Here is a 24,205-nt window from a genome sequence, read left to right on the forward strand (position 1 = left end):
GATGGCGGCGGACATCCTGGCGTACCGGGCGGACGAGGTGCCGGTCGGCGACGACCAGGCGCAGCACGTCGAGCTGACGCGGGATCTGGCGGAGCGCTTCAACCAGCGGTACGGGCCGGTGTTCACGGTGCCCCGCGCGGTGCTGCCGCGGGTCGCCGCGCGGGTGATGAATCTGCAGGATCCGACGTCGAAGATGGGGAAGTCCGAGGACACCGGTCCCGGGATCGTCTATCTGCTGGACGAGCCGGAAGCAGTCCGCAGGAAAGTGATGCGGGCGGTGACCGACAGCGGCCAGGGCGTGGCGTACGACCCTGAGGAGCGGCCGGGCGTGGCGAACCTGCTGGAGATCCTGTCGGCGTGTTCGGGGCGGACGCCGCAGGAGCTGGCCGCGGAGTACGACTCGTACGGGGCGTTGAAGAAGGACACGGCGGAGGCGGTGGTCGAGGAGCTGCGTCCGCTGCGGGAGCGGCACGCGGAGCTGGCGGCCGATCCGGGCCATGTGGACGCGGTGCTCCGTACGGGGGCTGAACGCGCACGGGCGCTGGCGCGGCCGACGGTGGACGCGGCCTACCGGGCGATCGGGCTGCTGCCTCCGGCGTGAAGGGCGGCGGGGCCTGCCACCCCCGGGTGCAGGGGGCGGCAGGCCCGACGGACGTCAGCCGTTGCCGGAGGCGAGCTCGCGGCTGCGGTCGCGGGCGGCTTCCAGGGCGGCGATCAGGGCGTGACGCACGCCGTGCTTCTCCAGCTCGCGGATGGCGTTGATGGTGGTGCCGGCCGGGGAGGTGACGGCCTCGCGCAGCTTGACCGGGTGCTCGCCGCTGTCCCGGAGCATGATGGCGGCGCCGATGGCGGACTGCACGATGAGGTCGTGCGCCTGGGCGCGCGGGAGGCCGAGGAGGATGCCGGCGTCGGTCATCGCCTCGACCAGGAAGTAGAAGTACGCCGGGCCGGAGCCGGACAGCGCCGTGGCGGCGTCCTGCTGGTACTCGGGGATGCGCAGGGTTTTGCCGACCGGCTGGAAGATCTCCTCGGCGCGGGCCAGGTGCTCCTCACCTGCGTGGCTGCCCGCGGAGATGACCGACATGCCCTCGTCGACGAGGACGGGGGTATTGGGCATGACGCGGACGACCGCGATGCCGGCGGCGAGGCGTTCCTCGAAGAAGGAGGTCGGCACGCCGGCCGCGGCGCTGATGACGAGCCGGTCGGCGGCGACGTGCGGGGCCAGCTCCGCCAGGAGGGCGGACATGTCCTGCGGCTTGACGGCGAGGATGAGGGTGTCCGCGGTCTTGGCGGCCTCGTCGTTGGAGACGGCCTCGACGCCGTAGCGGGCGCGCAGTTCCTCGGCACGTGCCGGACGGCGGGCGGTGACCAGGAGGTTTTCCGGCTTCCAGCCGGCGCGGAGCATGCCGGACAGCAGGGCCTCGCCGATCTTCCCGGTGCCGAGCACGGCGACTTTCTGGGTCATGGGCCCATCTTCGCACCGGGGACGGCGGCAAAGGGGTCGCTGTCCACGGTGCGGTCGGGCGGGTCGTGTCGGGTCGGCCGGGTGGGCGGGCGTGCGGGATCGTCAGGCGGTACGGCGGCGGAGGGTGGCGGCGCCCAGTGCCAGGGCGATGGCGGCGCTGCCCGCGACGACGGCGATGTCGCGGACGAAGTCACCGGTGATGTCGGTGTGGGTGAGCACCTGCTGCATGCCGTCGACGGCATACGACATGGGCAGCACATTGGAGACGGCCTCGAGCACGGGCTGCATCTGCCCGCGTGGCATGAGCAGTCCGCACAGCAGGAGCTGCGGCAGCAGCACGGCGGGCATGAACTGGACGGCCTGGAACTCGCTGGCGGCGAAGGCGCTGACGAAGAGACCGAGGGCGGTGCCGAGGCAGGCGTCGGCCAGGGCGACCAGCAGGAGCAGCCAGGCGGACCCGGTGACGTCCAGACCGAGGGTGAGGACGGCGAGGCCGGTGGCCAGGCCCGCCTGGACGACCGCGATGGCAGCGAAGGCGAGCGCGTACCCGGCGAGGAGGTCGCCCTTGCCCAGCGGCATCGACAGGAGGCGCTCCAGGGTGCCGGAGGTGCGCTCGCGGAGGGTGGCGATGGACGTGACCAGGAACATCGTGATGAGCGGGAAGATGCCGAGCAGCGAGGCTCCGACGGTGTCGAAGGTGCGGGGGCTCGCGTCGTAGACCCAGGACAGCAGCGTGAGCAGCACACAGGGGACGACGACCATGAGGGCGATGGTGCGCGGGTCGTGGCGCAGCTGGAGCAGCACACGGCGGGCGGTGGCGAGGGTGCGGTGCGTGCTCATCGGACGGCCTCCTCGGCCTCGTTCGGGGTCGCGGGGTGCGGGGCCGTGCGGCCGGCGGCCTCGTCGACGAGACGGAGGAAGGCCTCCTCGACGGTGCCGGCGCCGGTGCGGGAGCGCAGCGAGTCGGGGCTGCCCTGGGCGAGGATGCGGCCCTCGCGCATGAGGAGCAGGCGGTGGCAGCGCTCGGCCTCGTCCATGACGTGGCTGGAGACGATCAGCGTGGCGCCGCGTTCGGCGGCGAGACGGTGGAAGAGCTCCCACAGGTCGCGGCGGAGAACGGGGTCCAGGCCGACGGTGGGCTCGTCCAGGACGAGGAGTTCGGGCGAGCCGAGCAGGGCGACGGCCAGGGAGACGCGGTTGAGCTGTCCCCCGGAGAGGTTCCCCGCCAGGGCGCCCGCGTGCGAGGTGAGGTCGACGTCGGCGATGGCCCGGTCGACGTGGTCGCGGGCGTCGCCGCCGAGGACCGCGGCGAAGTAGTCCAGATTCTGCCGGATGGTCAGATCCAGGTAGACGGACGGCGCCTGGGTCACGTAGCCGATCGTGGGGCGCAGATCACGATGGCCGGCGGGCCGGCCCAGCACGTCGAGGGTGCCGGTGACCTGGGCCTGGGTGCCGACGACGGCACGCATGAGGGTCGACTTGCCGCACCCGCTGGGGCCGAGCAGTCCGGTGATCTCACCGCGGGGGACGGTGAAGTCCAGGCCGTCCAGGACGGTGCGGCCGCCGCGCAGGACGGTCAGGCCGGCGGCATGGACGGCGGGACCCGGGGCCGGTGCCGCGGGGTCCTCGGATTTATTCATCATGCGGTGAATACTGCTCTCGCGGTTTACGCTGCGTCAACCCCAAGGGCTTGCGCAAGGGAGGGGCCGGCCAGGCAGAATGGAGACCGCGGCACCCCGGAAGGGGACAACCGTGCGCTGTGGCGGGGGAGTTGGTCGCGTTGTCGCCATCGGCGTCGGCCTCTTGCTCTCCGGGGCGAGGCGGTCGTCCTGGTGATCACGGCGGTGGCGATCGTCGTCACCAACATGTTCGAGGGCGTCCTGATCGGGCTGCTGACGGCCGTGGTCAAGGCGGCGTGGGAGACCTCGCACACCCACGTCGAGATCGACGACCGCGGCGGCGGCCCGATCGTCGTACGTGTCCTGGGCAACGCCACCTTCCTGCGACTGCCCAGGCTGCTCGACCAGTTGGAGGCGCTGCCGCGGAACCGCGCCATGGAACTCGACCTGCGGCGGCTGCGGCACCTCGATCACGCCTGCGGCATGGCGCTGGCCGGCTGGGCCGAGCGGCACAGCGAGCAGGGGGTGACGCCGGTGCGGGTCCAGCGGGCACCGGCGTGGGCGGGTGAACCATCCCGGCTCCTGAGGGTGAACCATCCGGACTCCTGAGGCGGCCGGGATCCCGGCCAGGGGCCGTTCCCGGCCCTGACACCGGCTCCGGGCCGTCTCAGGGACATCCCCTATGGCTTCCGGCGCGGCCCCGGGCGACCGTGGCGGTATGAGCCGTTCTACCGATCCATCCCGTCCGCCACGGGACGTGACCCGCGGCGAGAAGCGTCAGCTGGCGCTGGCTTCGGCCACCCTCGGCCCCTGGCGGCCCGCCGCCGCGGTCGGCGCCATCGGCGGGGGGGTCTTTCTGACCTTGTCCGCCATCGGCGGCGACTTCGGGTTCGGCGTCGTCGCCGGGGCCTGCTCCATCGCGCTGATGCTCTTCTTCCTCGTCGGCGGCGCCGGCGCGGTGACGGGGCGCGGCCCGCGGTCCGACCGCCGCATCCGCCGCTGGGCGGCCGAGCACCCGTGGCGCGTCGCGCTGGTACCGGGCGGCATGCTGCTCGTCACCGACCTCGTGATGCGCCAGATCCTCACCTCCGAGGGCTTCTTCGGCAGCCTCTGGGACGGTCTGTGGCGGGGGGCGCTCGTCGCGGGAGTCGTCGGCGTCGTCGGATCGGTGGCCGCGTCCCGCCGGGCCGGTTAGTCCGTGACGTCCTTCACGGCGACGGTCAGCGCGACCCGGTACGGCTCCACGACGCGGCCGTCCGGGAACAGCGTCAGCAGCTCGCGCCGCTCCTCGTCCAGGATCCGGGCGGCGGCCTCCGGGCCGATCACGGCGAAGTAGGACCGGCTGCCCAGCATCGCCAGGTGCGTGTCCACGGGGACGGTGCGGGTCCAGGCCAGGGCGCGGGAGCGCGGGCTCAGGCCGAGGCCGGGACCGAGCGAGCGCAGGACGCTCTCGGCGTCGCCCGCCAGGCCGTACGCGTGATGGCCGGGCACACGGGTGGCGAGCCGGGCCTCCTGTTCCACCACCCACGGCACGTCGGTGTCCGGCAGGTTCCACCACAGCGCGAACGCGCCGCCCGGCCGCAGCACGCGAGCCGCCTCCGGCGCCGAGCGCGCAGGGTCCGTCCAGTGCCACGCCTGCGCGTACGTCACGAAGTCGGCGACCCCCGCGGCGAACGGCAGCGTGTTCCCGTCCCCGCGCACGAGTGGCACCCCCGGCTGCCCCGCCCGCAGCTGCGCCGCCATCCCCGGCCCGGGCTCCACCGCCGTCACGTGCGCCCCGCGCGCCCGCATCAGCGCGGTCGCTATGCCCGTCCCCGCCCCGACGTCCAGCACGACCGCGCCCGTGAGGGTGCGGCCCGCCAGCTCCTCGACGGCGTCGAACATCTCACCCGGGTATCCCGGGCGCGCGGCGGCGTACTGCGCGGCAACGGCGTTGAACGACTCGGCGTACAGGCGGCGGTGTGTCGGCTGTGAGGTCATGCCGGTTGTCTTCCCCAAGCCGCGGCGCCCCGACCCCTGGACCGGGGCGCGGCGGCGGTGCGCTGTCAGCAGTGCGACGTGACGTAGCCGTCGCTGCCGGTGTGCACGTAAGTGTCGGAGACGTACTGGTCGGGGCCGATGCGGTCCCAGATGTTGCTCGTGCCGTAGTAACCGCTCACCGTCGTACCCGGGGTCTGGCAGAAGATGGGCACCTTGACATCGGTGGCCAGCGTCCTCACGATCTGGTAGCTGGTGCCCGGGCCGTTGCGGACGTTGACCCGCGTGCCCGGCGCGACGTCGTAGTAGACCAGATTCGTCGCAGCCGATGCCTCGGCCGCACCACCCAGTACCAGGAAAACCGCCCCGGCCAGGCCGGCCGCACCGGCGGCCAGCACACCGCGCCGCTTGCTCCGCGTACTTAACACGTCGTCCCCTGTCCGTGAATGAAGACGCCGACGTCAGCCGCAGCGTCCCGCGATGTAGCCGTCGCTGCCGGTGTGCACGTACGCGTCGGACACGTACTGCCCCGGGGCGATCCGGTCCCAGATATCGCTCGTGCCGTAATAGCCGTTGACCGTCGTACCGGGCGTCTGGCAGATGACAGGCACCTTCACGTCGTACGGAAGGATCCTGACGATCTGGAAGCTCGTCCCGGGGCCTGTCCGGACGTTGAGGCGGCAGCCCGGAGCGACGGGGTAGTACACGACGTCGGCGGCGGCTGCACCGCTCGCCATCCCGTCCACCAGCGCTTCCGCGGGCACGTCAAGACTGTTCTCGGCCATGGCTCTCCCCCGTGAAGATTCACGCTCTGTCAAGTGCAGGCTAGCAATCCGAGCCTTCGCCGTAAGGACGATCGGTTAGGCTCCCTGGGTTGCGGCCACGGACGAAAACTCGGGGGTGGGTCATGCCGCCGTCGGGCAGACCCGGCACGGGTCCGGAAGCGGAACGTCCGGAATACGCCGGGCAGTACCTCCTGGAGAGCCGGCTCGGAGCCGGCGGCATGGGCGTGGTGCACCTGTCCCGCTCCACCTCCGGCATGCGCCTGGCCGTCAAGGTCGTGCACGAGGAACTGGCCGCGGATCCCGAGTTCAGAGCACGTTTCCGCCAGGAGGTCGGCGCCGCCCGCCGGGTGAGCGGGGCCTTCACGGCACCCGTCGTGGACGCTGACCCCGACGCCGAGCGGCCCTGGATGGCGACCCTCTACATCCCCGGGCCGACTCTCGCCCAGTTCGTGAAGCGGAACGGTTCGGTGGCCCCGGCCCAGGTGCGGTACCTGATGGCGGGCCTCGCCGAGGCGTTGCGAGACATCCACCGGGTCGACGTCGTGCACCGGGACCTGAAGCCGAGCAACGTCCTGCTGGCCGCCGACGGTCCGAAAGTGATCGACTTCGGGATCTCGCGGCCGTCCGACAGCGACCTCCGCACCGAGACCGGCAAGCTCATCGGCACGCCGCCCTTCATGGCTCCCGAGCAGTTCCGGAACCCGCGGTCGGTCGGGCCGGCCGCCGACGTCTTCGCCATGGCGAGCGTCCTCGTCCATGCCGCGACGGGGCGGAGCCCCTTCACCTCGGACAGCCCGTACATCGTGGCGTACCAAGTGGTCCACGACGAACCGCAGTTGGAGGGCATACCGGCGGACCTCCGGCCACTCATCGAGCACTGCCTCGCCAAGGATCCGGACGACCGGCCCACCCCGGACGCCATCATGGCCGAGCTGAGAGCGATCTCGGCCTCGTACGACACCCAGACCTTCAGCGCCTTCGACCTCGGGGACTTCACGGGCGAGGAACTGATTCCGCACCTGCCGAGGCGCATCGGCGACGAGGCCGCCGCGCGCGCTGCCAAGTCCGGCGCGGCAGGTGACAACGCTCCCCGCCGGTCCCGGCTACGGCTCGCCATCGCGGCCACAGCGGCACTGGCCGTTCTGGGATCTGCCGCGGCGCTCACCGTCCAGCACATGGGCAGCAAGCCGGGTGCCGTGGACGGTCAACACCCGGCAGCACGGCAGGGCAGTCCGTCCGCCACAGCCTTCACCCCTTGGCAGAGCACCCTGCCCACGGACGGGGACCACGGGGGCTCGGCCGCCTGCGCGCACGAGGGCGAGGCGGTTTTCTGCACCCGGCCGGGGATCGCCGCCGTCCGGCTCGACGCGAGCAGCGGACGGATACGGTGGTCCGTTCCCAGCCCGGACACGGACCATCTCGGCGGACCGCAGCCTCCGGTCCTGGCGGGCGGTGTGCTGCGCGTCGTCACACATGACGGGAAGGAACTGGCCGGACTGGATCCGGCGACGGGAAAGACCCTCTGGAAGCGGGACATCTCCGCCTATCACGGGGCCCATTACAGCGTCGGCAACACGGTGCTGCTGCTCAAGGCGGGCGGCCGCGTCACTGCCGTCGACGGCGTGACGGGTCAGCAGCGCTGGGACGTCACACTGCCCAGTGAGTCCCAGCCCGTCTTCGCCGCCGTCCGCAGTTCGCGCACCGCCTATTCCGTCGAAGTCTCCGGCGACGGCAAGCACACCGTGGTGAGCGCGCTGAATCTGGCCGACGGAAAAGTGGGGGAGCGACGGCGGTTCGACGGAACGCTCATGCCCGTCGGCCTGTCCGGAAGCACACTGTTCCTGACCTCCGTGGACGACCTGTCCCGGACGGACGGGGTCGTGCGCATCGACACCACCGACTGGTCGGCGAAGCGCACACCACTGCCCATCCCCATGCCCAGCGTGCAGACAGTTGTCAGCGGCACGGTGGTCTACCTGCTGGAGTACGGCGGCGCCCTGATGGCCCTCGACACGAGCCGCGGGAGCGACGACGCGCAGCTTTGGCGCATGGAGACCTCGGTGAGCGAGGGATCACAGCCCGTTGTGGAGGGCGGCCGGCTGTACTACACCGCCGCCGACGGCCGCCTGCTGGCTGTGGACACCCGGCGGGGCGTCTTCCTCGGCCAGACCAGGCCGCGCCCGGCCACGGACAGCGGCCTCGTCTCCGGCGCGCCCCCCTCCCCCGTCGTCGCCGACGGCAAGGTGTTCGCGACCGCGCCCGACGGCACCGTGTTCGCGGTGGACGCCGAGGACCCCTCGCGCTGGTGAGAGCGGGAGGGGTCCCGGGCACAGGAGCGGCCGCGCGGCGCGCGGCGGCGGTCAGCCGTCGAGCTTGGTGACGTCGCGGACCGCGCCCTTGTCGGCGCTGGTGGCCATCGCCGCGTACGCCCTCAGCGCCAGGGAGACCTTGCGCTCGCGTGCCTTGGGGGCGTAGACGCCGCCGAGGGCGGCACGGCGGGCGGCCAGGTCCTCGTCCGTGACGAGCAGTTCGACGGTGCGGCCGGGGATGTCGATCCGGATGCGGTCGCCGTCCTCGACGAGGGCGATCGTGCCGCCGGAGGCCGCCTCGGGGGAGGCGTGGCCGATCGAGAGGCCCGAAGTGCCGCCGGAGAAGCGGCCGTCGGTGATGAGGGCGCAGCTCTTGCCGAGGCCGCGGCCCTTGAGGAAGGAGGTGGGGTAGAGCATCTCCTGCATGCCGGGGCCGCCCTTGGGGCCCTCGTAGCGGATGACGACGACGTCGCCTTCCGTGATCTCCTTGCGGAGGATCTTGTCGACGGCCTCCTCCTGGGACTCGCAGACCACGGCCGGTCCCTCGAAGGTCCAGATGGACTCGTCGACGCCGGCGGTCTTCACCACGCAGCCGTCGACGGCGAGGTTGCCGTGCAGCACGGCGAGACCGCCGTCCTTGGAGTACGCGTGCTCGGCGGAGCGGATGCAGCCCTCGGCGGCGTCGGTGTCCAGGGCCTCCCAGCGCTCGGACTGGGAGAAGGCTTCGGAGGAGCGGACGCAGCCGGGGGCGGCGTGCCAGAGTTCCTCGGCCTCGGCGGAGGGGGAACCGCCGCGGACGTCCCAGGTCTTGAGCCAGTCGGCGAGCGACGGGGAGTGCACGGAGTGGACGTCCTCGTTCAGCAGCCCGGCCCGGTGGAGTTCGCCCAGCAGGGCGGGGATGCCGCCGGCGCGGTGGACGTCCTCCATGTAGTACGTGCGGTTCTTCGCCACGTTGGGGGCGACCTTGGCCAGGCACGGCACGCGCCGGGAGACGGCGTCGATGTCGGTCAGGCCGAAGGGGACGCCCGCTTCCTGCGCGGCGGCGAGCAGGTGGAGGATCGTGTTGGTGGAGCCGCCCATGGCGATGTCCAGGGCCATGGCGTTCTCGAAGGCCTCGAAGGAGGCGACCGAGCGCGGCAGCACGGACTCGTCGTCCTGCTCGTAGTAGCGCCGTGTGATGTCCACCACGGTGCGGCCGGCGTCCTCGTACAGCGCCTTGCGGGCGGTGTGGGTGGCCAGGACCGAGCCGTTGCCGGGCAGCGACAGGCCCATCGCCTCGGTGAGGCAGTTCATCGAGTTGGCGGTGAACATGCCGGAACACGAGCCGCAGGTGGGGCAGGCGTTCTCCTCGATGCGGAGGATGTCCTCGTCGGAGATCTTGTCGTTGACGGCGTCGGCGATCGCGTCGATGAGGTCGAGGGTGCGCACGGTGCCGTCGACGAGGGTCGCGCGGCCGGCCTCCATGGGGCCGCCGGAGACGAAGACGGTGGGGATGTTGAGCCGCAGGGCGGCCATCAGCATGCCCGGGGTGATCTTGTCGCAGTTGGAGATGCAGATCAGCGCGTCGGCGCAGTGCGCCTCGACCATGTACTCGACGGAGTCGGCGATCAGGTCGCGGGACGGCAGCGAGTAGAGCATGCCGCCGTGGCCCATGGCGATGCCGTCATCGACCGCGATCGTGTTGAACTCGCGCGGCACGGCGCCCGCGGCCTTGATCGCCTCGCTCACGATGCGGCCGACCGGCTGCAGGTGCGTGTGCCCGGGCACGAACTCCGTGAAACTGTTGGCCACGGCGATGATCGGCTTGCCGATGTCCTCGCTCGCTACGCCCGAGGCCCGCATGAGGGCGCGCGCGCCCGCCATGTTGCGGCCGTGGGTGACTGTGCGGGACCTCAGCTCGGGCACGGGGACCACTCCCTACGTTTCCATCCTGGAGCCTTCGAGCGTACGCCCCGGGCCGCCGCGGATGACGGTGTGTCCGTATTGCGGACGTGTCGTCCACGGAATGGAAGGCCCGGCCCGCCCACGGCGGCCCGTGGCGCGTCACCCCGCGACGTCTCCGGGTTCGGCCAGGTAGCGCTGGAGCGTCGGCGCGACGAGGCGGACGACCTCCTCGATGTCCGCCGACGCCAGCGGTTCGACACGCACGACGTAGCGCATCATCGCGATGCCGAGCATCTGCGAGGCGGCGAGCTCGGCCCGCAGCCGCGGATCGGGGACCTTCAGTTCGTCCGCCACGCGCTCCAGCATCCGCCGCAGCACGATGCCGCGCAGCACGCTCGCCGCGGTCTCGTTGGTGACCGCCGACCGCATCACGGCCAGCATGGGAGCCCGGGTGACCGGGTTCTCCCAGATGCTCACGAAGAAGCGGGCGAGCCGCTCGCCCACGTCGTCCGGACCGGCCGCGAGGATCTCGGGCACACCGAACGCGGGCTCGAAGGTCATCTCGATCGAGGCCGCGAAGACCTGCTCCTTGGCCCCGAAGTAGTGGTGCACCAGAGCCGCGTCCACACCGGCCGACCGGGCGATCGAGCGGATCGAGGTCTTGTCGTAGCCCCGGGCGGAGAACTCCTCGCGCGCGGCGGCCAGGATGCGGTCCCGGGTCTCGGGTGTGCCCGACCGTGCTCCGGCGGGGCGGCCGCGGCCGCGCCTGCCGCCGGCCGCGCTCTCCCCGTACTCCGGGGCCTCCGGAACCTCCGGGTCCCCCCGGTCCTCCGCGTCCTGCGGGTCCCGCGGCATCAGCCCACCTGCGCCGCGGCGGCCAGGTGCAGCCGGGTGAAGGCCAGCGCCTCGGCGAGGTCGGCCTCCCGTTCGGCGGCGGACATCGCGCGCCGGGTGTTCACCTCGATCACCACATGCCCGTCGAAGCCGCCGGCCGCAAGCCGTTCCAGCAGTTCGGCGCAGGGCTGCGTGCCGCGCCCGGGCACCAGGTGCTCGTCCTTGCCGGAGCCGCTGCCGTCGGCGAGGTGGACGTGGCGGAGCCGGTCGCCCATGCGCCCGAGCATCTCCAGCGTCTCGGCGCGGGCCGTGGCCGTGTGCGACAGGTCGATGGTGAAGTGCCGGTAGTCCTCGCCGGTGGGGTCCCAGTCGGGGGCGTACGCGAGCATCTCGCGGTCGCGGTAGCGCCACGGGTACATGTTCTCCACCGCGAACCGCACGTCCGTCTCGTTCGCCATCCGCCAGATGCCGGAGACGAAGTCCCGGGCGTACGCGCGCTGCCACCGGAACGGCGGGTGGACGACGACCGTCGACGCGCCGAGCCTCTCCGCGGCCGCGCGGGCCCGCTGGAGCTTCACCCACGGGTCGGTCGACCAGACGCGCTGCGTGATCAGCAGGCAGGGCGCGTGCACCGCGAGCACCGGGATGCCGTGGTAGTCCGACAACCGGCGCAGTGCCTCGACGTCCTGGCTCACCGGGTCGGTCCACACCATGACCTCGACGCCGTCGTATCCGAGCCGGGCCGCGATCTCGAAGGCCGTCGCCGTCGACTCGGGGTACACGGACGCCGTGGACAGCGCGACCTTCGCATCGGGTACGCGCACGGTGTGTTCGTTCGGGTCCACAGGGTCAGGGGCTGCCACGGGGAACAGCGTACGGCGGCCGGTCCGCCGAACGTCACATCGCACCGGGGCGACGTGACGCGATCGACACGGCGCGGGACGCCGGGTCCGCGCCCTCCCTGTGCCCGGCGCACCTGCCCGTGCCGGGCGGCCGGCGGGACGTCCTCGCGGGGCCCTCGCAGCACCCTCGCGGGTCAGACGCGCTCGCTGACCATGAGGTCCAGCCGCCGCAGGATGACGCCCTCGCGCAGCGCCCAGGGGCAGATCTCGAGTTCCGTCACGCCGTACAGGTCCATCGCCGCGTCCGCGACGAGAGCGCCGGCGAACAACTGCCGGGCGCGGCCCTCCGAAACGCCGGGCAGCGCCTTGCGGGCGCCCTCGCTCATCGCCGCGAGCCGGGGCACCCAGTCGGCGAGCGACTTACGGGTCAGCGTGCGCTGGATGTAGAGCCCCTCGGCGGAACGGGCGGCACCGGCGATACGGGCGAGCTGCTTGAAGGTCTTGGAGGTGCCGACGACGTGATCGGGCGTCCCGATACGGCTGAACCCGGCGACGGTGCGGGCGATCTCGGCCCGTACGTGCTTGCGCAGCGAGCGGACGTCGTCGCCCGCCGGCGGGTCGCCCGGCAGCCATCCGCTGGTGAGCCGGCCCGCGCCCAGCGGCAGGGAGACCGCGGCGACCGGCTCCTCGTCCATGCCGTACGCGACCTCCAGGGAGCCCCCGCCGATGTCGAGCATCAGCAGCCGCCCCGCGGACCAGCCGAACCAGCGGCGCGCGGCCAGGAAGGTGAGCCGGGCCTCGTCCTCGCCGGAGAGCACGGTGAGGTCGACACCGGTCTGCTCGGCGACCCGGGCCAGCACCTCGTCGCCGTTGGCCGCCTCGCGGACCGCGGAGGTGGCGAACGGCAGGACCTCCTCGACGCCCTTGTCCTCGGCCACCACCAGGGCCTCGGCGACCTGGGAGATCAGCCGTCGCACGCCGTCCTCGCAAATGGCGCCCCGGTCGTCCAGCAGCTCCGCCAGCCGGAGCTCCGCCTTGTGGGAGTAGGCGGGCAGCGGACGCGCGCCAGGATGCGCGTCCATGACCAGCAGGTGGACGGTATTGGAACCCACGTCGAGGACACCGAGTCTCATGCCCGGAAACCTACTGCTCCGGGTAGTTTCCCGTGACATGCGGGGTGCGCGCTGCCGCGCGGGTGACCCCTGAAGATGCTCCACATGCTTACCCTGACATCGTGGCGAAGGCGAAAAAGGCGACGAAGCGACAGGAACACCCGGTCATCGAGGACGAAGTCGGCCTCGACTTCCCGCGCGCATGGGTGGAGTTCCCCGATCCGGCCGACGACGAACAGATCTTCCGCTGTGACCTGACATGGCTCACCTCGCGCTGGAACTGCATCTTCGGAAGCGGCTGCGAGGGCATCCAGGCGGGCCGCGCGAGTGACGGATGCTGCACCCTGGGCGCGCATTTCTCGGACGACGACGACGAGAAGCGCGTGGCCGGGCATGTGGACCGGCTCACACCCGAGCTGTGGCAGTTCCACGACGTCGCCGCGCAGGGGGGCGCGAAGGGCGGCTGGGCCGAGGTCAACGAGGACGGCGACCGGCAGACCCGGCGCCACCAGGGCGCCTGCGTCTTCCTCAACCGCCCCGGCTTCGCGGCCGGCGCCGGATGTGCGCTGCACCTGCTGGCGCTCAGGGAGGGCCGCGAGCCGCTGGAGACCAAGCCGGACGTCTGCTGGCAGCTGCCGATCCGCCGGACGTACGACTGGATCGAGCGGCCCGACGACACGCGCGTGCTGCAGATCTCCATCGGCGAGTACGACCGGCGCGGCTGGGGCCCGGGCGGCCACGATCTGCACTGGTGGTGCACCGGCGCGCGCTCGGCGCACGGAGCGGGCGACCCGGTCTATGTCTCGTACCGCGCGGAACTGACCGAACTCATGGGCACGCAGGGGTACGCGGCGCTCGTCGAGCTCTGCGAGCAGCGGCTCGCCTCGCTGCTGCCGATGGCACCGCACCCGGCCGACCCGGCTCCGGGACACGGCACTGGTGAGGCGCAGGGCCAGGCACAGGGCTAGGACGACGGCGATCCGGACGGCTCGCCGCTGGGCGAGCCGGACGGCGAGGGATCCGGCGCGGGCGACGTGGACGGCTTGGGCGAGGGGTCGGGCGAGGACGGTGACGGGGACGGGGTCCCCGTCCCGTGGATGGTGACGACACCGCCCGAGGGGTCGAAGAAGATCCGGGCGGTCCACGCCCCGGCCGGCTCCCTGTCGCGGTCCACCGACACCGTGATCGTCGTGGTGTCCCCCGGCCGCAGCATGCCGTGACGCCGACTGAGCCGCAGCCAGGGCGCCGACCGTGCGGCGGACCAGCGCACGGCCCGGTCGCCCTCCGCCTTCAAGGTGATGACGGTCACGTCGCCCTCGGTGCGGGCGGCGAGGACGAGCCGCCCCTGACGGTGGGCGGGACGGCCGCCGTGGTCGCCGCCGTGGCCGCCGCCGGCGTCGCCGCCCTTGGTGGCAGGGCTCGACGGCGACGCCGAATCGTCGTGGCCGGCCGGCGGGGCGGAGGTGTCGTCCTGCGCCGCGGGGGCGGCCGAGGTGACCGACACCGACAGCCGCCCGTGGCCGCCGCGCTGGGAACGCCCGCGTTCCGCGCTGCCCGCGACACCGGCCTTCTCGTACGGGAATCCGTCCGGCCCTTCGCCCTCGGCCGCGGTGAAGGAACCTTCCCCCTTCTGCCCCGGGGCCAGCGGCGCCCCGTGGTACGCCGCCCACAGCGCCAGCACCGGCGCCGCCACCACGGCAGCGACGACGGTGGACGTCACCGCGCGGTGCCGCATCCGGGCGCGGCGCGCGGTGCGCTCCTTCAGGTCCATGGGGAAGCCGTGCCGGTCGAAGCGCGGGGTGCACTGGCGGGTGCGCCCGATGCCGCCGCGCATGGCGTGCAGCAGAGCGGCGTACGCGGCCGAGCGCGGGGCCTCGATGGTCGCCAGCACGGCGGTCGCGGCGGTGGTGGCCAGGCCCGGCCACGGGCCCGCGGCGACCGCTCGCTCCGCGGTCAGCCGGCAGTGCGAGCAGACGTCCACGTGATGGACGAGCTCGCGGCGCAGGGCGGTGCCGAGCAGCACCCGGGCGTCCCCTGCGAGCCGGGCGACCGCCGGGCAGTTGCCCAGTTCGACGACGGCCAGGGCGGCCCTGGTGCGCTCCACCTCGCAGGCGGCCTGCGCGAGCAGCGCCCGGGTGGCGTCCGGCTCCAGGCCGACGACCAGCGCCACCTCGTGCGGGGCCAGCTGATGGCGGACCGCCAGCTCCAGCACCTCGCGCTGCTCCGGCGTCGTGCCGGCCGCCTCGGGCCAGGCCAGCGCGGACAGCTCGCCGCGGCGCCGGGCGGCCACCTCCGCGGAGGCCTTCACCGACACCGGGCGGCCGTCCGCCAGCGTGCGCAGGCAGGCCCAGCGGGCCAGCGCGTACAGCCAGGGGCGCCGCAGCTCGGGGTCGCGCAGGCGGGCGCGCTGCCGCTCGGCGACCGCCAGTACGTCGCCGAGGGCCACGGCCGCGGCGTCGTGCTCGCACAGCACCGACAGGCAGTAGGTGAACAGCCCGTCCAGGTACGGCTCGTAGTGGGCGGGCGGCTGCGAGGGCAGCGTGCCGTCCGGCCGGCGCCGTCCCGCCGCCGGGCCGGTCCCGCCGCCCGCCGCGGCGCGGCCGCGCTGGACCGGCGCGCGGTGTCGGCGGTGCGCGCCGGTCGTCTGCGAGGGTGTCTCAGGCCTGCTGCTCATCACTCCGTGACGGTAGGCCCACGGTCCGTACACCCTCAGCCGTCACGGCGGGCTTTAACCCAATTGGGTGGTGATCCCGCCCGAAAGAGCACACCTCGGCCACCCTTCGGGGCGATGTCTCGGGCGTGTGCGCGAGAGCTCCGCGGCGGGATCCGGGGCACCGGCACCCGCGGGACGGCGGCGACGGCCATGGCAGCGGCGGCCGCGATGGCCGCGATGGCCGCGATGGCCGCAATGTCAGTGGTACCCGATACCGTGCACGGCATGGCTGCCCGGACTCGACCCGCGTCAAAGGACCGACCGTCCTATCGCTGCACGGCATGCGGCTGGACGACCGTCAAATGGCTCGGCCGCTGCGGCGAGTGCCAGGCGTGGGGCACGATCGAGGAGTACGGCGGCGCCTCGCCGGTGCGCACGACCGCGGCCGGCCGTGTCACGACGCCGGCCATGCCGATCGGGCAGGTGGACGGCCGCCAGGCGACCGCGCGCGGCACCGGCGTGCCGGAACTGGACCGGGTGCTGGGCGGGGGGCTGGTCCCCGGCGCGGTGGTGCTGCTCGCCGGGGAGCCGGGCGTCGGCAAGTCGACGCTGCTGCTGGACGTCGCCGCGAAGGCGGCCGGGCCCGAGGCGCGCACGCTCTATGTGACCGGTGAGGAGTCCGCGTCGCAGGTGCGGCTGCGGGCCGACCGTATCGGCGCCCTGTCCGAGCATCTCTACCTCGCCGCCGAGACCGACCTCTCGGCGGTGCTGGCGCACCTGGACGACGTCAAGCCCGCGCTGCTCGTCCTGGACTCGGTGCAGACCGTCGCCTCGCCGGAGATCGACGGCGCCCCCGGCGGCATGGCCCAGGTCCGCGAGGTCGCCGGAGCACTGATCCGGGCGTCGAAGGAACGCGGCATGTCCACGCTGCTCGTTGGCCACGTCACCAAGGACGGCGCGATCGCCGGGCCCCGGCTGCTGGAGCACCTGGTGGACGTGGTGCTGTCCTTCGAGGGCGACCGGCACGCCCGCCTGCGGCTGATCCGGGGCATCAAGAACCGCTACGGCGCCACCGACGAGGTCGGCTGCTTCGAACTGCACGACGAGGGCATCACCGGCCTGGCCGATCCCTCGGGGCTGTTCCTGACCCGGCGCGACGAGCCGGTGCCCGGCACCTGCCTGACGGTGACGCTGGAGGGCAAGCGCCCGCTGGTCGCCGAGGTGCAGGCGCTGACCGTGGACACCCAGATCCCCTCGCCGCGCCGCACGACCTCCGGCCTGGAGACCTCGCGCGTGTCGATGATGCTGGCGGTGCTGGAGCAGCGCGGCCGCATCCGGTCGATCGGCAAGCAGGACATCTACACCGCCACCGTGGGCGGCGTGAAGCTCAGCGAGCCCGCCGCGGACCTCGCCGTGGCCCTGGCACTGGCCAGCGCCGCGATCGACACCCCGCTGCCGAAGAACCTGGTCGCGGTGGGCGAGGTGGGCCTGGCGGGCGAGGTCAGACGGGTCACCGGCGTGCAGCGGCGGCTCGCCGAGGCGGCCCGGCTGGGCTTCACCCACGCCCTCGTTCCGCCGGATCCCGGCAGGATCCCGGCGGGGATGAAGGTGACGGAAGTGACGGACATAGGGGACGCCTTGCGCGTCCTGCCCAAGAGGGCCCCCCGTCCGTGAGCCTTCCGACGGTAAACTTTGCCCTGGTCTCGCCCATCCGGGCATCCGTACGACCGGAGGAGAGCAGTGGCAGCCAATGACCGGGCGGCAGCTCCCGGCAAAGCCTGGGGTCGCGAGGGCTCCGGTACTGACAGCCTGATGCGCGCCTCCCTGAGCGCCGTGGCTCCCGGCACCAGCCTGCGCGACGGCCTGGAAAGGGTCCTGCGCGGCAACACCGGCGGCCTGATCGTCCTGGGCATGGACAAGCTCGTCGAGTCGCTGTGCACCGGCGGTTTCGTCCTGGACGTCGAGTTCTCCGCGACGCGCCTGCGCGAGCTGTGCAAGCTCGACGGCGCCCTGATCCTCGACAAGGACATCACCAAGATCGTGCGGGCCGGTGTCCAGCTCGTCCCGGACGCCGCGATCCCCACCGAGGAGACCGGCACCCGCCACCGCACCGCGCAGCGGGTCTCCATCCAGACCGGCTTCCCGGTCGTCTCCGTCAGCCAGTCGATGCGGCTGATCGCGCTGTACGTCGACGGTCAGCGCAGGGTCCTGGAGGACTCCGCGGCGATCCTCTCCCGCGCCAACCAGGCGCTGGCCACCCTGGAGCGCTACAAGCTGCGGCTGGACGAGGTCGCGGGCACGCTGTCCGCGCTGGAGATCGAGGACCTGGTCACGGTCCGCGACGTCACCGCGGTCGCGCAGCGCCTGGAGATGGTGCGCCGCATCGCCACCGAGATCGCGGAGTACGTGGTCGAGCTGGGCACCGACGGCCGGCTGCTCTCGCTCCAGCTGGACGAGCTGATCGCGGGCGTCGAGCCCGAACGCGAGCTCGTCGTGCGCGACTATGTGCCCGAGCCGACCGCCAAGCGCAGCCGCACGGTCAACGAGGCCCTCTCCGAGCTGGACTCGCTCCCCCACGGCGAACTGCTCGAACTGTCCACCGTGGCAAGGGCGCTGGGCTACGCCGGCTCCCCCGAGGCGCTGGACTCCGCGGTCTCGCCGCGCGGCTACCGGCTGCTCGCCAAGGTGCCGCGGCTGCCGAACACGATCGTGGAGCGCCTGGTGGAGCACTTCGGCGGGCTGCAGAAGCTGCTCGCGGCCAGCGTGGACGATCTGCAGACCGTCGACGGCGTCGGCGAGGCCCGCGCCCGTTCGGTCCGCGAGGGCCTGTCGCGCCTGGCGGAGTCCTCGATCCTGGAGCGCTACGTCTGACCATCGGGCCGGCGCCCGCCGCCCGGGATGTCCCGGGCCGGTGCGCCGGCCCGGCGTCCGTACCGGTCAGGCGTCCTTCAGGACGAAGGACGTCTGCTTGGCCTGGAAGCCCGGCAGCTTCGCATCGACCAGGTAGGTGCCCAGCGGTGCCGTCCGGCCCTCGGGGGTCGCGCACTGCGGCGAGCTGGTCGTGCGGTCCCACCGCAGCTCGTACGTGGTCGAGCTGTTCGCCGGTACCTGCAGCAGGTAGCCGGAGCGGTTTCGGGGACAGTCGTCGCTGGCCCAGCGGTGGTTGTCGTCCACGTCGGAGACGGTGAAGACGGCCGCGGCCGGCCCGAAGTCCAGCTTGCAGCTGACACCGGAGGAGTTGGTGGCGGTCAGCCTGAACGTGGGCTTCTCGCCGGGCTCGTAGGAGTTCTGCTCGCTGCGCAGGCTGAGCGTGACGGACGAGGCGGTGCAGTCGGGGAGGCTGGAGCCGGCGGGCAACTGCGCGCCGCCCCCGCTGCCGCTGCCGCCGCTGCCGGAAACGCCGCCGCCGGACGCGGAGTCCGTGCCGCCGCCGGACGAACCGCCGTCCGCGCTGCTGCCGGTACCCCCGGTGTCGCCGCCGGACGAACTGCCGTCCGTGGCACCGGAGTCACCGGCGCCGTCGGTGGAACCGCCGCCGGAGGAGTCGCCGCCGACCGAGCCGCCGGGACGGGAGCTGTTGAGCGGGCCGCTGGCGGACGGACCGGGCGTGATGGAGGGCACGGGGGTGTGGCCGCCGGGGCCGCCCGCCCTGTTCCCGCCGCCTCCGTCACGGAAGTTGACGGCCCACACCGTCAACGCGGTGATCACCAGGAGGAGGAGCAGCAGAACCGCCCGTCGTCGCCAGTAGATGGACGACGGGAGAGGTCCCACGGGATTGCGCACAGAGCCCACGCGCAAACCTTATGCGCTTTCCCTTGAATCGGACCAAGGCACGCGCGGCACGCAGGCAACTTGTGTGATTGATCAGCAGATCTCCCCTGCCCGCCGGGCCGGTTCCGGGGCCGTAGGATCGGTGACGCTATGAGCGAGCACCGTGATCTTCACTCCCCCGTGATCGACTGGTTCGACGAGAACGCCCGGGACCTGCCGTGGCGCCGCCCCGAGGCAGGCGCCTGGGGCGTCATGGTGAGCGAGTTCATGCTGCAGCAGACGCCGGTCGCGCGGGTGCTGCCGGTGTACGAGCAGTGGCTGGAGCGCTGGCCCGATCCGGCCGCGCTCGCCGCCGAGCCGCCCGGCGAGGCGGTCCGCGCCTGGGGCCGGCTGGGCTATCCGCGCCGGGCGCTGCGACTGCACGCCGCCGCCACCGCGATCGCACACCTCCACGACGGCCATGTCCCCACCGAACACGGTGAGTTGCTGGCTCTTCCGGGCATCGGCGAGTACACGGCCGCGGCCGTCGCCTCGTTCGCGTACGGACAGCGGCACGCGGTGCTGGACACCAATGTGCGCCGGGTGTTCGCGCGCGCGGTGACCGGCGTGGAGTACCCGCCGAACGCCACGACCGCCGCCGAGCGCAAGGTCGCCCAGCGTCTGCTCCCCGCCGACGAGGCCACCGCCGCCCGCTGGGCCGCCGCCACGATGGAACTGGGCGCGCTCGTGTGCACCGCGCGCGGCCCGGAGTGCGTACGCTGCCCGATCGCCGCGCGGTGCGCCTGGCGGCTGGCCGGCTCCCCGGCGCACGAGGGCCCCCCGCGCCGCGGCCAGACGTACGCGGGAACCGACCGGCAGGTGCGCGGGAAGCTGCTGGCGGTGCTGCGCGACGCGACCGCCCCGGTGCCGCAGGCGGCCCTGGACGCGGTCTGGCACGAGCCGGTGCAGCGTGCCCGCGCCCTGGACGGGCTGGTCGCCGACGGCCTGGTCGAGCCGCTGGCGGGCGGGATGTACCGGCTGCCGGGCTGAGCACGGCCCCCTCGGCTGTCGTGGGGCCCATCGGTCCACCCGGAAAGTCCGCCCGTTACACAACCGATGGGTTCCTGTAGGGCCGCTGTGCGGCTGCGGTGGTGAAAGCCGTACATGCCCTCCGTAGCGTCGGCCGCGTCGTGATGGAACGCGCGGAGCGGAGGGACGCCATGGGGGCGAATGCCGAGGGGTCAGCCCAGGTGATGGACTTCGAGGAGTACGTACGGAGCCGTCAGGACGCCCTGCTGCGCAGCGCCCGCCGCCTGGTCCCGGACCCGATCGACGCACAGGACCTCGTCCAGACCGCGCTCGCCCGGACCTACCCGCGGTGGGACGACATCGCCGACAAGAGCCTCGCCGACGCCTACATGCGCCGGGTGATGATCAACACCCGTACCGAGTGGTGGCGGGCCCGGCGCCTGGAGGAGGTGCCGACCCCCGAACTGCCCGAGGGCGCCGTCGACGACGGCGCCGAGCAGCGCGCGGACCGCGCCATGCTGCTGGAGGCGTTGCAGGGCCTGGCGCCCAAGCAGCGCCAGGTGGTGCTGCTGCGCCACTACCGGCAGCTGAGCACGGAGGAGACGGCGCACGTTCTGGGCATGTCGGTGGGTACCGTGAAAAGCACACTGCACCGGGCGCTGGCGCGACTGCGCGCCGACCTCGGACGGCAGAGCAATGGTTACGGAAGGCCCGAAGGGCTCGGAGACATCAGGACGGAGGGTGTGTGCGCCGCAGCATAGTCCCGGTCGGCGCCGCCGTCGCCGCGGTCGCGGTGTGCGGGTCGGCGCTGGTGGCGGTGACCGGCTGCCGTGACGCCGGCGGGGTACGCGAGGAGGGCACGGCGCTCTCCTCGGCGCTGCCGGTGCCGGGCCCCCCGTCCACGGGCGTCACACCGACGGCGCGGGCGCGCCGGTCGTCCGACGGCGTCTCCCCGAGTCTTGTGCGCACGCCCGCCGCGAACGCGGTGCACCTGGTGAAGTCCGACCCCAAGGTCGCCGAGGACATCCGCGCCCGGCTGGTGGCATGCGTGGCCGCCTCGTCGGTCCCCGGATCGACGGCCCTCGACGCCACCCGCGGCAGCACCACCGCCGGCGCGCCCGCGGCACAGGCACCGGTGACGCCCTCCCCGGCCCCCGGGCCCCTGTACCCCGTCGACGACCGCTACGGCGACCTGACGGGCAAGGGCGCGGCCGATCTCGTCGTCACCGTCTCGACCTGCGGCGACGGGGTGGGTATCGGCGCGTACGTCTACCGCCGCGAGCACGGGAGGTACGTCAACGTCTTCGCCGACGAGCAGCCCCCCGTCTACGCCGAGATCAGCGACGGCGCCCTCAAGGTCACCCACCAGGTGTACGAACCGCAGGACGCCGTGTCGAACCCCTCCGGCGAGGACGTCACCACCTACCGGTGGAACGGGACGCGCTTCGAGGAGACCTCCTACAGCCACCGTGACTACGAGAGCGGCAGTGAGGACACCTCCCATGGCTGACACGCACGTCCTGTTCGTCGAGGACGACGACGTCATCCGCGAGGCCACGACCCTGGCGCTGGAACGGGACGGCTTCGAGGTCACCGCCGTGCCCGACGGGCTGTCCGGGCTGGACGCGTTCCGCGCCCGCCGGCCCGACCTGGCGCTGCTGGACGTCATGGTGCCGGGGATGGACGGGGTGAGCCTGTGCCGGCGCATCCGGGACGAGTCCACGGTGCCGGTGATCATGCTGTCGGCGCGGGCCGACGCGATCGACGTGGTGCTCGGCCTGGAGGCGGGCGCCGACGACTACGTGACCAAGCCCTTCGACGGGGCCGTGCTCACGGCCAGGATGCGGGCCGTGCTGCGCCGCTTCCGGCTGGCCGCTGCCGGCGACGAGCCGGCCGGGACCGGGGTGCTCGCCTTCGGCGACCTGGAGGTGGACCCGGAGGGCATGGAGGTGCGGCGCGGCGGCGAGCGGCTGGCGCTGACCCCGACCGAGATGCGGCTGCTGCTGGAGTTCTCGGCGGCGCCGGGCACCGTGCTGTCCCGGGACAGGCTGCTGGAGCGGGTCTGGGACTACGCGTGGGGCGGTGACACCCGCGTCGTGGACGTCCATGTGCAGCGGCTGCGGGCCAAGGTCGGCCAGGACCGGATCGAGACGGTGCGCGGTTTCGGCTACAAGTTGCGGGGCTGAGCCCGGTGACCGCGCGCCGGGGCGGCAGGCTCCGCCCACTGCCGAAGATCGGTCTGCGCTGGAAGGTGTGCGCGGCCATCGCCGCGGTGTCGGCCCTGGTCGCCCTGGTGCTGAGCCTGGTGGTGCACAACGCGGCACGGGCCAGCATGATCGACAACTCCCGGGACGTGCAGATCGAGAAAGCCCAGTTCGCGCAGCGGATCTACGAGTCCACCGGCCGGCTCACCATGGACGCCCAACTGAACGACCCCGCCCTGCCGGCCCCCCTGACGCGGCTGGCACGCGAGGGCAAGCGGGCCACCTTCGTCGCCGACACCGGCGGTGCGCCGGTGGTGTGGGCGGAGACCCCGCTCGCGGACGGCAGGATCCTCTCCCTGAAGACCACCTCCACCGACCGCTTCTCGGTCCTGGAGGACCTGGACCAGGCGCTGGTCATCGGCTCCACCGCGGTCGTGGTCGGCGGCACCGCGCTCGGCGTCCTCATCGGCGGCCAGCTGTCGCGCCGGCTGCGCAAGGCCGCCGTGGCGGCCGGCCGGGTGGCCGACGGCGAGACCCGGGTACGGGTGCGGGAAGCCATCGGCGGCCGGGTCCGCGACGAGACGGACGAACTCGCGCGCGCGGTGGACGCCATGGCGGACGCCCTGGCCGGACGCCTGGAGGCCGAACGCCGGGTCACCGCCGACATCGCCCACGAGCTGCGCACCCCCGTGACGGGTCTGGTCACCGCCGCCGAACTGCTGCCGCCGGGCCGCCCCGCGGAGCTGGTGCGGGACCGGGCGCAGGCGCTCCGCACCCTCGTGGAGGACGTCCTGGAGGTCGCCCGGCTCGACGGCGCCGCCGAGCAGGCCGATCTCCAGGACGTCGCCCTCGGCGATTTCGTGCGCCGCCGGGTCGCCGCGGCGGCACCCTCGGCCACCGTCGACATACGCGACGACGCGGTCGTGCGCACCGACCCCCGGCGCCTGGAACGTGTGCTGGCCAACCTGCTCGCCAACGCCGCCCGGCACGGCCGGCCGCCCATCGAGGTCACGGTCGACGGCCCCTATCTGGAGGTCCGCGACCACGGTCCCGGCTTCCCCGAGGACCTGCTCCGCGACGGCCCCAGCCGCTTCCGCACCGGCAGCAGCGACCGCGGCGGCGGCCACGGCCTCGGCCTGACCATCGCCGCGGGCCAGACCCGCGTCCTCGGCGCCCGCCTCACCTTCCGCAACGCCCCCGGCACCAGCGGCGGCGCCGTCGCCCGGCTCCTGCTTCCCCGGGACTAGGGCCTGCCGGCTCAGCCGTCGATCTACTCCTGCGTGCCGTCGCCCCACTCCTTGGTGAGGTCCAGCTCGTCGCGCCGCTGGGTGAGGCTGAACCAGTTGCCGGAGTCGTCACGCATGATCGCCTCCGTGCCGTAGGGGCGCTCCTGGGGTTCCTGGAGGAAGGTGACGCCCTTGCCCTTGAGGTCGCGGTAGGTGGCGTGGATGTCGTCGGTACGGAGCACGCCCGCGCCGAGGACGCCCTTGGCCACCAGTGACCTCAACTGCTCGGCGGACTCGGGGTCGAGCGCGGGCGGGCCGGGAACCATGAGGGTGATCTCCACGTCGGGCTGCTCCTTGGGGCCCACGGTCAGCCAGCGCATCGCCCCCATGCTCATGTCCGTGCGCACCTCGAAGCCGAGCTTGCCGGTGTAGAACTCCTTGGCGCGTTCCTGGTCCTGCACCCAGACGGTGACGATGGAGATACCGGTGATCCCAGTGGTCATGACCTGCTCCTGA

General features: G+C 73.0%; 24 protein-coding genes and 1 pseudogene (1 of these 25 running past the window's edge). 12 read left to right on the forward strand and 13 right to left on the reverse strand.

What is annotated here, in order from left to right:
- Window positions 1-601, forward strand: the 3' portion of a protein-coding gene (trpS, locus tag RV983_RS16505) for a tryptophan--tRNA ligase (RefSeq protein ID WP_475986537.1). Its footprint begins 398 nt before the window's first position; 601 of the gene's 999 nt are visible here — the last part of the coding sequence; its start codon lies beyond the left edge, outside the window; it ends in the stop codon at window positions 599-601.
- A 54-nt stretch (window positions 602-655) separates the two neighbouring features.
- On the opposite strand, the gene proC is transcribed toward trpS, so the two are convergent.
- The 3 genes from proC to RV983_RS16520 form a co-directional block, all read right to left on the reverse strand.
- On the reverse strand, window positions 656-1,465 hold the full coding sequence (gene proC / locus RV983_RS16510) for a pyrroline-5-carboxylate reductase (RefSeq protein WP_475986538.1): 810 nt from the start codon (window positions 1,463-1,465) through the stop codon (window positions 656-658).
- A gap of 102 nt (window positions 1,466-1,567) precedes the next feature.
- Complete coding sequence (locus RV983_RS16515; protein WP_475986539.1) at window positions 1,568-2,305, reverse strand: ABC transporter permease; 738 nt, start codon at window positions 2,303-2,305, stop codon at window positions 1,568-1,570.
- Window positions 2,302-3,108, reverse strand: a complete 807-nt coding sequence (locus RV983_RS16520) for an ABC transporter ATP-binding protein (RefSeq protein ID WP_475986540.1) — start codon at window positions 3,106-3,108, stop codon at window positions 2,302-2,304. The genes RV983_RS16515 and RV983_RS16520 overlap by 4 nt, the downstream gene beginning before the upstream one ends.
- A gap of 168 nt (window positions 3,109-3,276) precedes the next feature.
- On the opposite strand from RV983_RS16520, the pseudogene RV983_RS16525 reads away from it, so the two are divergent.
- Both RV983_RS16525 and RV983_RS16530 read left to right on the forward strand, forming a co-directional pair.
- Window positions 3,277-3,693: pseudogene (locus RV983_RS16525) on the forward strand (SulP family inorganic anion transporter); the annotation flags it as partial.
- A 109-nt stretch (window positions 3,694-3,802) separates the two neighbouring features.
- A complete protein-coding gene (locus RV983_RS16530; RefSeq protein WP_475986541.1) occupies window positions 3,803-4,279 on the forward strand; it encodes a hypothetical protein in 477 nt (158 codons plus the stop codon).
- Here the strand turns inward: RV983_RS16530 and RV983_RS16535 are convergent.
- The 3 genes from RV983_RS16535 to RV983_RS16545 form a co-directional block, all read right to left on the reverse strand.
- Window positions 4,276-5,064, reverse strand: a complete 789-nt coding sequence (locus RV983_RS16535) for a class I SAM-dependent methyltransferase (RefSeq protein WP_475986542.1) — start codon at window positions 5,062-5,064, stop codon at window positions 4,276-4,278. The two genes, RV983_RS16530 and RV983_RS16535, sit on opposite strands and share 4 nt — an antisense overlap.
- Before the next feature lie 65 nt (window positions 5,065-5,129).
- Window positions 5,130-5,489, reverse strand: a complete 360-nt coding sequence (locus tag RV983_RS16540) for an SH3 domain-containing protein (RefSeq protein ID WP_475986543.1) — start codon at window positions 5,487-5,489, stop codon at window positions 5,130-5,132.
- A gap of 33 nt (window positions 5,490-5,522) precedes the next feature.
- Window positions 5,523-5,846, reverse strand: coding sequence for an SH3 domain-containing protein (locus RV983_RS16545; protein ID WP_475986544.1), 324 nt, complete (start codon window positions 5,844-5,846; stop codon window positions 5,523-5,525).
- Window positions 5,847-5,968: 122 nt separating this feature from the next.
- Here RV983_RS16545 and RV983_RS16550 point away from each other — a divergent pair, with 122 nt between their 5' ends.
- On the forward strand, window positions 5,969-8,155 hold the full coding sequence (locus RV983_RS16550; protein ID WP_475986545.1) for a protein kinase domain-containing protein: 2,187 nt from the start codon (window positions 5,969-5,971) through the stop codon (window positions 8,153-8,155).
- 51 nt (window positions 8,156-8,206) lie between these two features.
- Here the strand turns inward: RV983_RS16550 and ilvD are convergent, their stop codons facing one another.
- From ilvD to RV983_RS16570, 4 genes are all read right to left on the reverse strand, one after another.
- Complete coding sequence (gene ilvD / locus RV983_RS16555) at window positions 8,207-10,060, reverse strand: dihydroxy-acid dehydratase (protein ID WP_475986546.1); 1,854 nt, start codon at window positions 10,058-10,060, stop codon at window positions 8,207-8,209.
- Window positions 10,061-10,198: 138 nt separating this feature from the next.
- A complete protein-coding gene (locus RV983_RS16560) occupies window positions 10,199-10,894 on the reverse strand; it encodes a TetR/AcrR family transcriptional regulator (RefSeq protein WP_475986547.1) in 696 nt (231 codons plus the stop codon).
- Entirely contained in the window at window positions 10,894-11,697 is an 804-nt protein-coding gene (locus tag RV983_RS16565; protein ID WP_475990351.1) for a sugar phosphate isomerase/epimerase family protein, read from the reverse strand. The genes RV983_RS16560 and RV983_RS16565 overlap by 1 nt, the downstream gene beginning before the upstream one ends.
- 212 nt (window positions 11,698-11,909) lie before the next feature.
- Window positions 11,910-12,848 carry a Ppx/GppA family phosphatase gene (locus tag RV983_RS16570; protein ID WP_475986548.1) on the reverse strand — a complete coding sequence of 313 codons (939 nt, stop codon included), beginning with the start codon at window positions 12,846-12,848 and terminating at the stop codon, window positions 11,910-11,912.
- Window positions 12,849-12,949: 101 nt separating this feature from the next.
- Here RV983_RS16570 and RV983_RS16575 point away from each other — a divergent pair, with 101 nt between their 5' ends.
- Entirely contained in the window at window positions 12,950-13,795 is an 846-nt protein-coding gene (locus RV983_RS16575) for a DUF3109 family protein (protein WP_475986549.1), read from the forward strand.
- On the opposite strand, the gene RV983_RS16580 is transcribed toward RV983_RS16575, so the two are convergent.
- Window positions 13,792-15,501: an RNA polymerase sigma factor gene (locus tag RV983_RS16580; RefSeq protein ID WP_475986550.1), complete on the reverse strand. Its 1,710-nt coding sequence runs from the start codon at window positions 15,499-15,501 to the stop codon at window positions 13,792-13,794. The genes RV983_RS16575 and RV983_RS16580 overlap by 4 nt on opposite strands.
- Window positions 15,502-15,765: 264 nt before the next feature.
- On the opposite strand from RV983_RS16580, the gene radA reads away from it, so the two are divergent.
- Window positions 15,766-17,154: a DNA repair protein RadA gene (radA, locus tag RV983_RS16585; protein WP_475986551.1), complete on the forward strand. Its 1,389-nt coding sequence runs from the start codon at window positions 15,766-15,768 to the stop codon at window positions 17,152-17,154.
- Window positions 17,155-17,220: 66 nt separating this feature from the next.
- On the forward strand, window positions 17,221-18,351 hold the full coding sequence (disA, locus tag RV983_RS16590) for a DNA integrity scanning diadenylate cyclase DisA (RefSeq protein ID WP_475986552.1): 1,131 nt from the start codon (window positions 17,221-17,223) through the stop codon (window positions 18,349-18,351).
- A gap of 66 nt (window positions 18,352-18,417) precedes the next feature.
- Here the strand turns inward: disA and RV983_RS16595 are convergent, their stop codons facing one another.
- Window positions 18,418-19,272: a hypothetical protein gene (locus RV983_RS16595; protein ID WP_475986553.1), complete on the reverse strand. Its 855-nt coding sequence runs from the start codon at window positions 19,270-19,272 to the stop codon at window positions 18,418-18,420.
- Between the two features lie 129 nt (window positions 19,273-19,401).
- On the opposite strand from RV983_RS16595, the gene RV983_RS16600 reads away from it, so the two are divergent.
- The 5 genes from RV983_RS16600 (at window position 19,402) to RV983_RS16620 (ending at window position 23,710) form a co-directional block, all read left to right on the forward strand.
- The gene (locus RV983_RS16600) at window positions 19,402-20,280 is read left to right on the forward strand and encodes an HhH-GPD family protein (RefSeq protein ID WP_475986554.1); all 879 of its coding nucleotides are present in this window, start codon (window positions 19,402-19,404) and stop codon (window positions 20,278-20,280) included.
- A gap of 170 nt (window positions 20,281-20,450) precedes the next feature.
- Complete coding sequence (locus RV983_RS16605; protein WP_475986555.1) at window positions 20,451-21,020, forward strand: SigE family RNA polymerase sigma factor; 570 nt, start codon at window positions 20,451-20,453, stop codon at window positions 21,018-21,020.
- Window positions 21,005-21,769: a hypothetical protein gene (locus tag RV983_RS16610; protein WP_475986556.1), complete on the forward strand. Its 765-nt coding sequence runs from the start codon at window positions 21,005-21,007 to the stop codon at window positions 21,767-21,769. The genes RV983_RS16605 and RV983_RS16610 overlap by 16 nt, the downstream gene beginning before the upstream one ends.
- On the forward strand, window positions 21,762-22,445 hold the full coding sequence (gene cseB / locus RV983_RS16615; protein ID WP_475986557.1) for a two-component system response regulator CseB: 684 nt from the start codon (window positions 21,762-21,764) through the stop codon (window positions 22,443-22,445). Before RV983_RS16610 ends, cseB begins: the two co-directional genes overlap by 8 nt.
- Before the next feature lie 5 nt (window positions 22,446-22,450).
- On the forward strand, window positions 22,451-23,710 hold the full coding sequence (locus RV983_RS16620; RefSeq protein ID WP_475986558.1) for a sensor histidine kinase: 1,260 nt from the start codon (window positions 22,451-22,453) through the stop codon (window positions 23,708-23,710).
- A 23-nt stretch (window positions 23,711-23,733) separates the two neighbouring features.
- Here RV983_RS16620 and RV983_RS16625 read toward each other — a convergent pair whose 3' ends face one another.
- A complete protein-coding gene (locus tag RV983_RS16625; protein WP_475986559.1) occupies window positions 23,734-24,192 on the reverse strand; it encodes a VOC family protein in 459 nt (152 codons plus the stop codon).
- Window positions 24,193-24,205: the final 13 nt, after the last annotated feature.

It is taken from the genome of Streptomyces sp. RLA123, assembly GCF_056270165.1.

What these genes read in the sequence shown, in the direction of transcription:
- RV983_RS16605 (WP_475986555.1), top strand. Translation starts at nt 20,451, where the DNA reads ATGGGGGCGAATGCCGAGGGGTCAGCCCAGGTGATGGACTTCGAGGAG.
- cseB (WP_475986557.1), top strand. Translation starts at nt 21,762, where the DNA reads ATGGCTGACACGCACGTCCTGTTCGTCGAGGACGACGACGTCATCCGC.
- RV983_RS16580 (WP_475986550.1), bottom strand. Translation starts at nt 15,501, where the DNA reads ATGAGCAGCAGGCCTGAGACACCCTCGCAGACGACCGGCGCGCACCGC.
- RV983_RS16520 (WP_475986540.1), bottom strand. Translation starts at nt 3,108, where the DNA reads ATGATGAATAAATCCGAGGACCCCGCGGCACCGGCCCCGGGTCCCGCC.
- proC (WP_475986538.1), bottom strand. Translation starts at nt 1,465, where the DNA reads ATGACCCAGAAAGTCGCCGTGCTCGGCACCGGGAAGATCGGCGAGGCC.
- RV983_RS16535 (WP_475986542.1), bottom strand. Translation starts at nt 5,064, where the DNA reads ATGACCTCACAGCCGACACACCGCCGCCTGTACGCCGAGTCGTTCAAC.
- RV983_RS16600 (WP_475986554.1), top strand. Translation starts at nt 19,402, where the DNA reads ATGAGCGAGCACCGTGATCTTCACTCCCCCGTGATCGACTGGTTCGAC.
- radA (WP_475986551.1), top strand. Translation starts at nt 15,766, where the DNA reads ATGGCTGCCCGGACTCGACCCGCGTCAAAGGACCGACCGTCCTATCGC.
- RV983_RS16550 (WP_475986545.1), top strand. Translation starts at nt 5,969, where the DNA reads ATGCCGCCGTCGGGCAGACCCGGCACGGGTCCGGAAGCGGAACGTCCG.
- RV983_RS16515 (WP_475986539.1), bottom strand. Translation starts at nt 2,305, where the DNA reads ATGAGCACGCACCGCACCCTCGCCACCGCCCGCCGTGTGCTGCTCCAG.
- RV983_RS16570 (WP_475986548.1), bottom strand. Translation starts at nt 12,848, where the DNA reads ATGAGACTCGGTGTCCTCGACGTGGGTTCCAATACCGTCCACCTGCTG.
- RV983_RS16625 (WP_475986559.1), bottom strand. Translation starts at nt 24,192, where the DNA reads ATGACCACTGGGATCACCGGTATCTCCATCGTCACCGTCTGGGTGCAG.
- RV983_RS16530 (WP_475986541.1), top strand. Translation starts at nt 3,803, where the DNA reads ATGAGCCGTTCTACCGATCCATCCCGTCCGCCACGGGACGTGACCCGC.
- RV983_RS16545 (WP_475986544.1), bottom strand. Translation starts at nt 5,846, where the DNA reads ATGGCCGAGAACAGTCTTGACGTGCCCGCGGAAGCGCTGGTGGACGGG.
- RV983_RS16560 (WP_475986547.1), bottom strand. Translation starts at nt 10,894, where the DNA reads ATGCCGCGGGACCCGCAGGACGCGGAGGACCGGGGGGACCCGGAGGTT.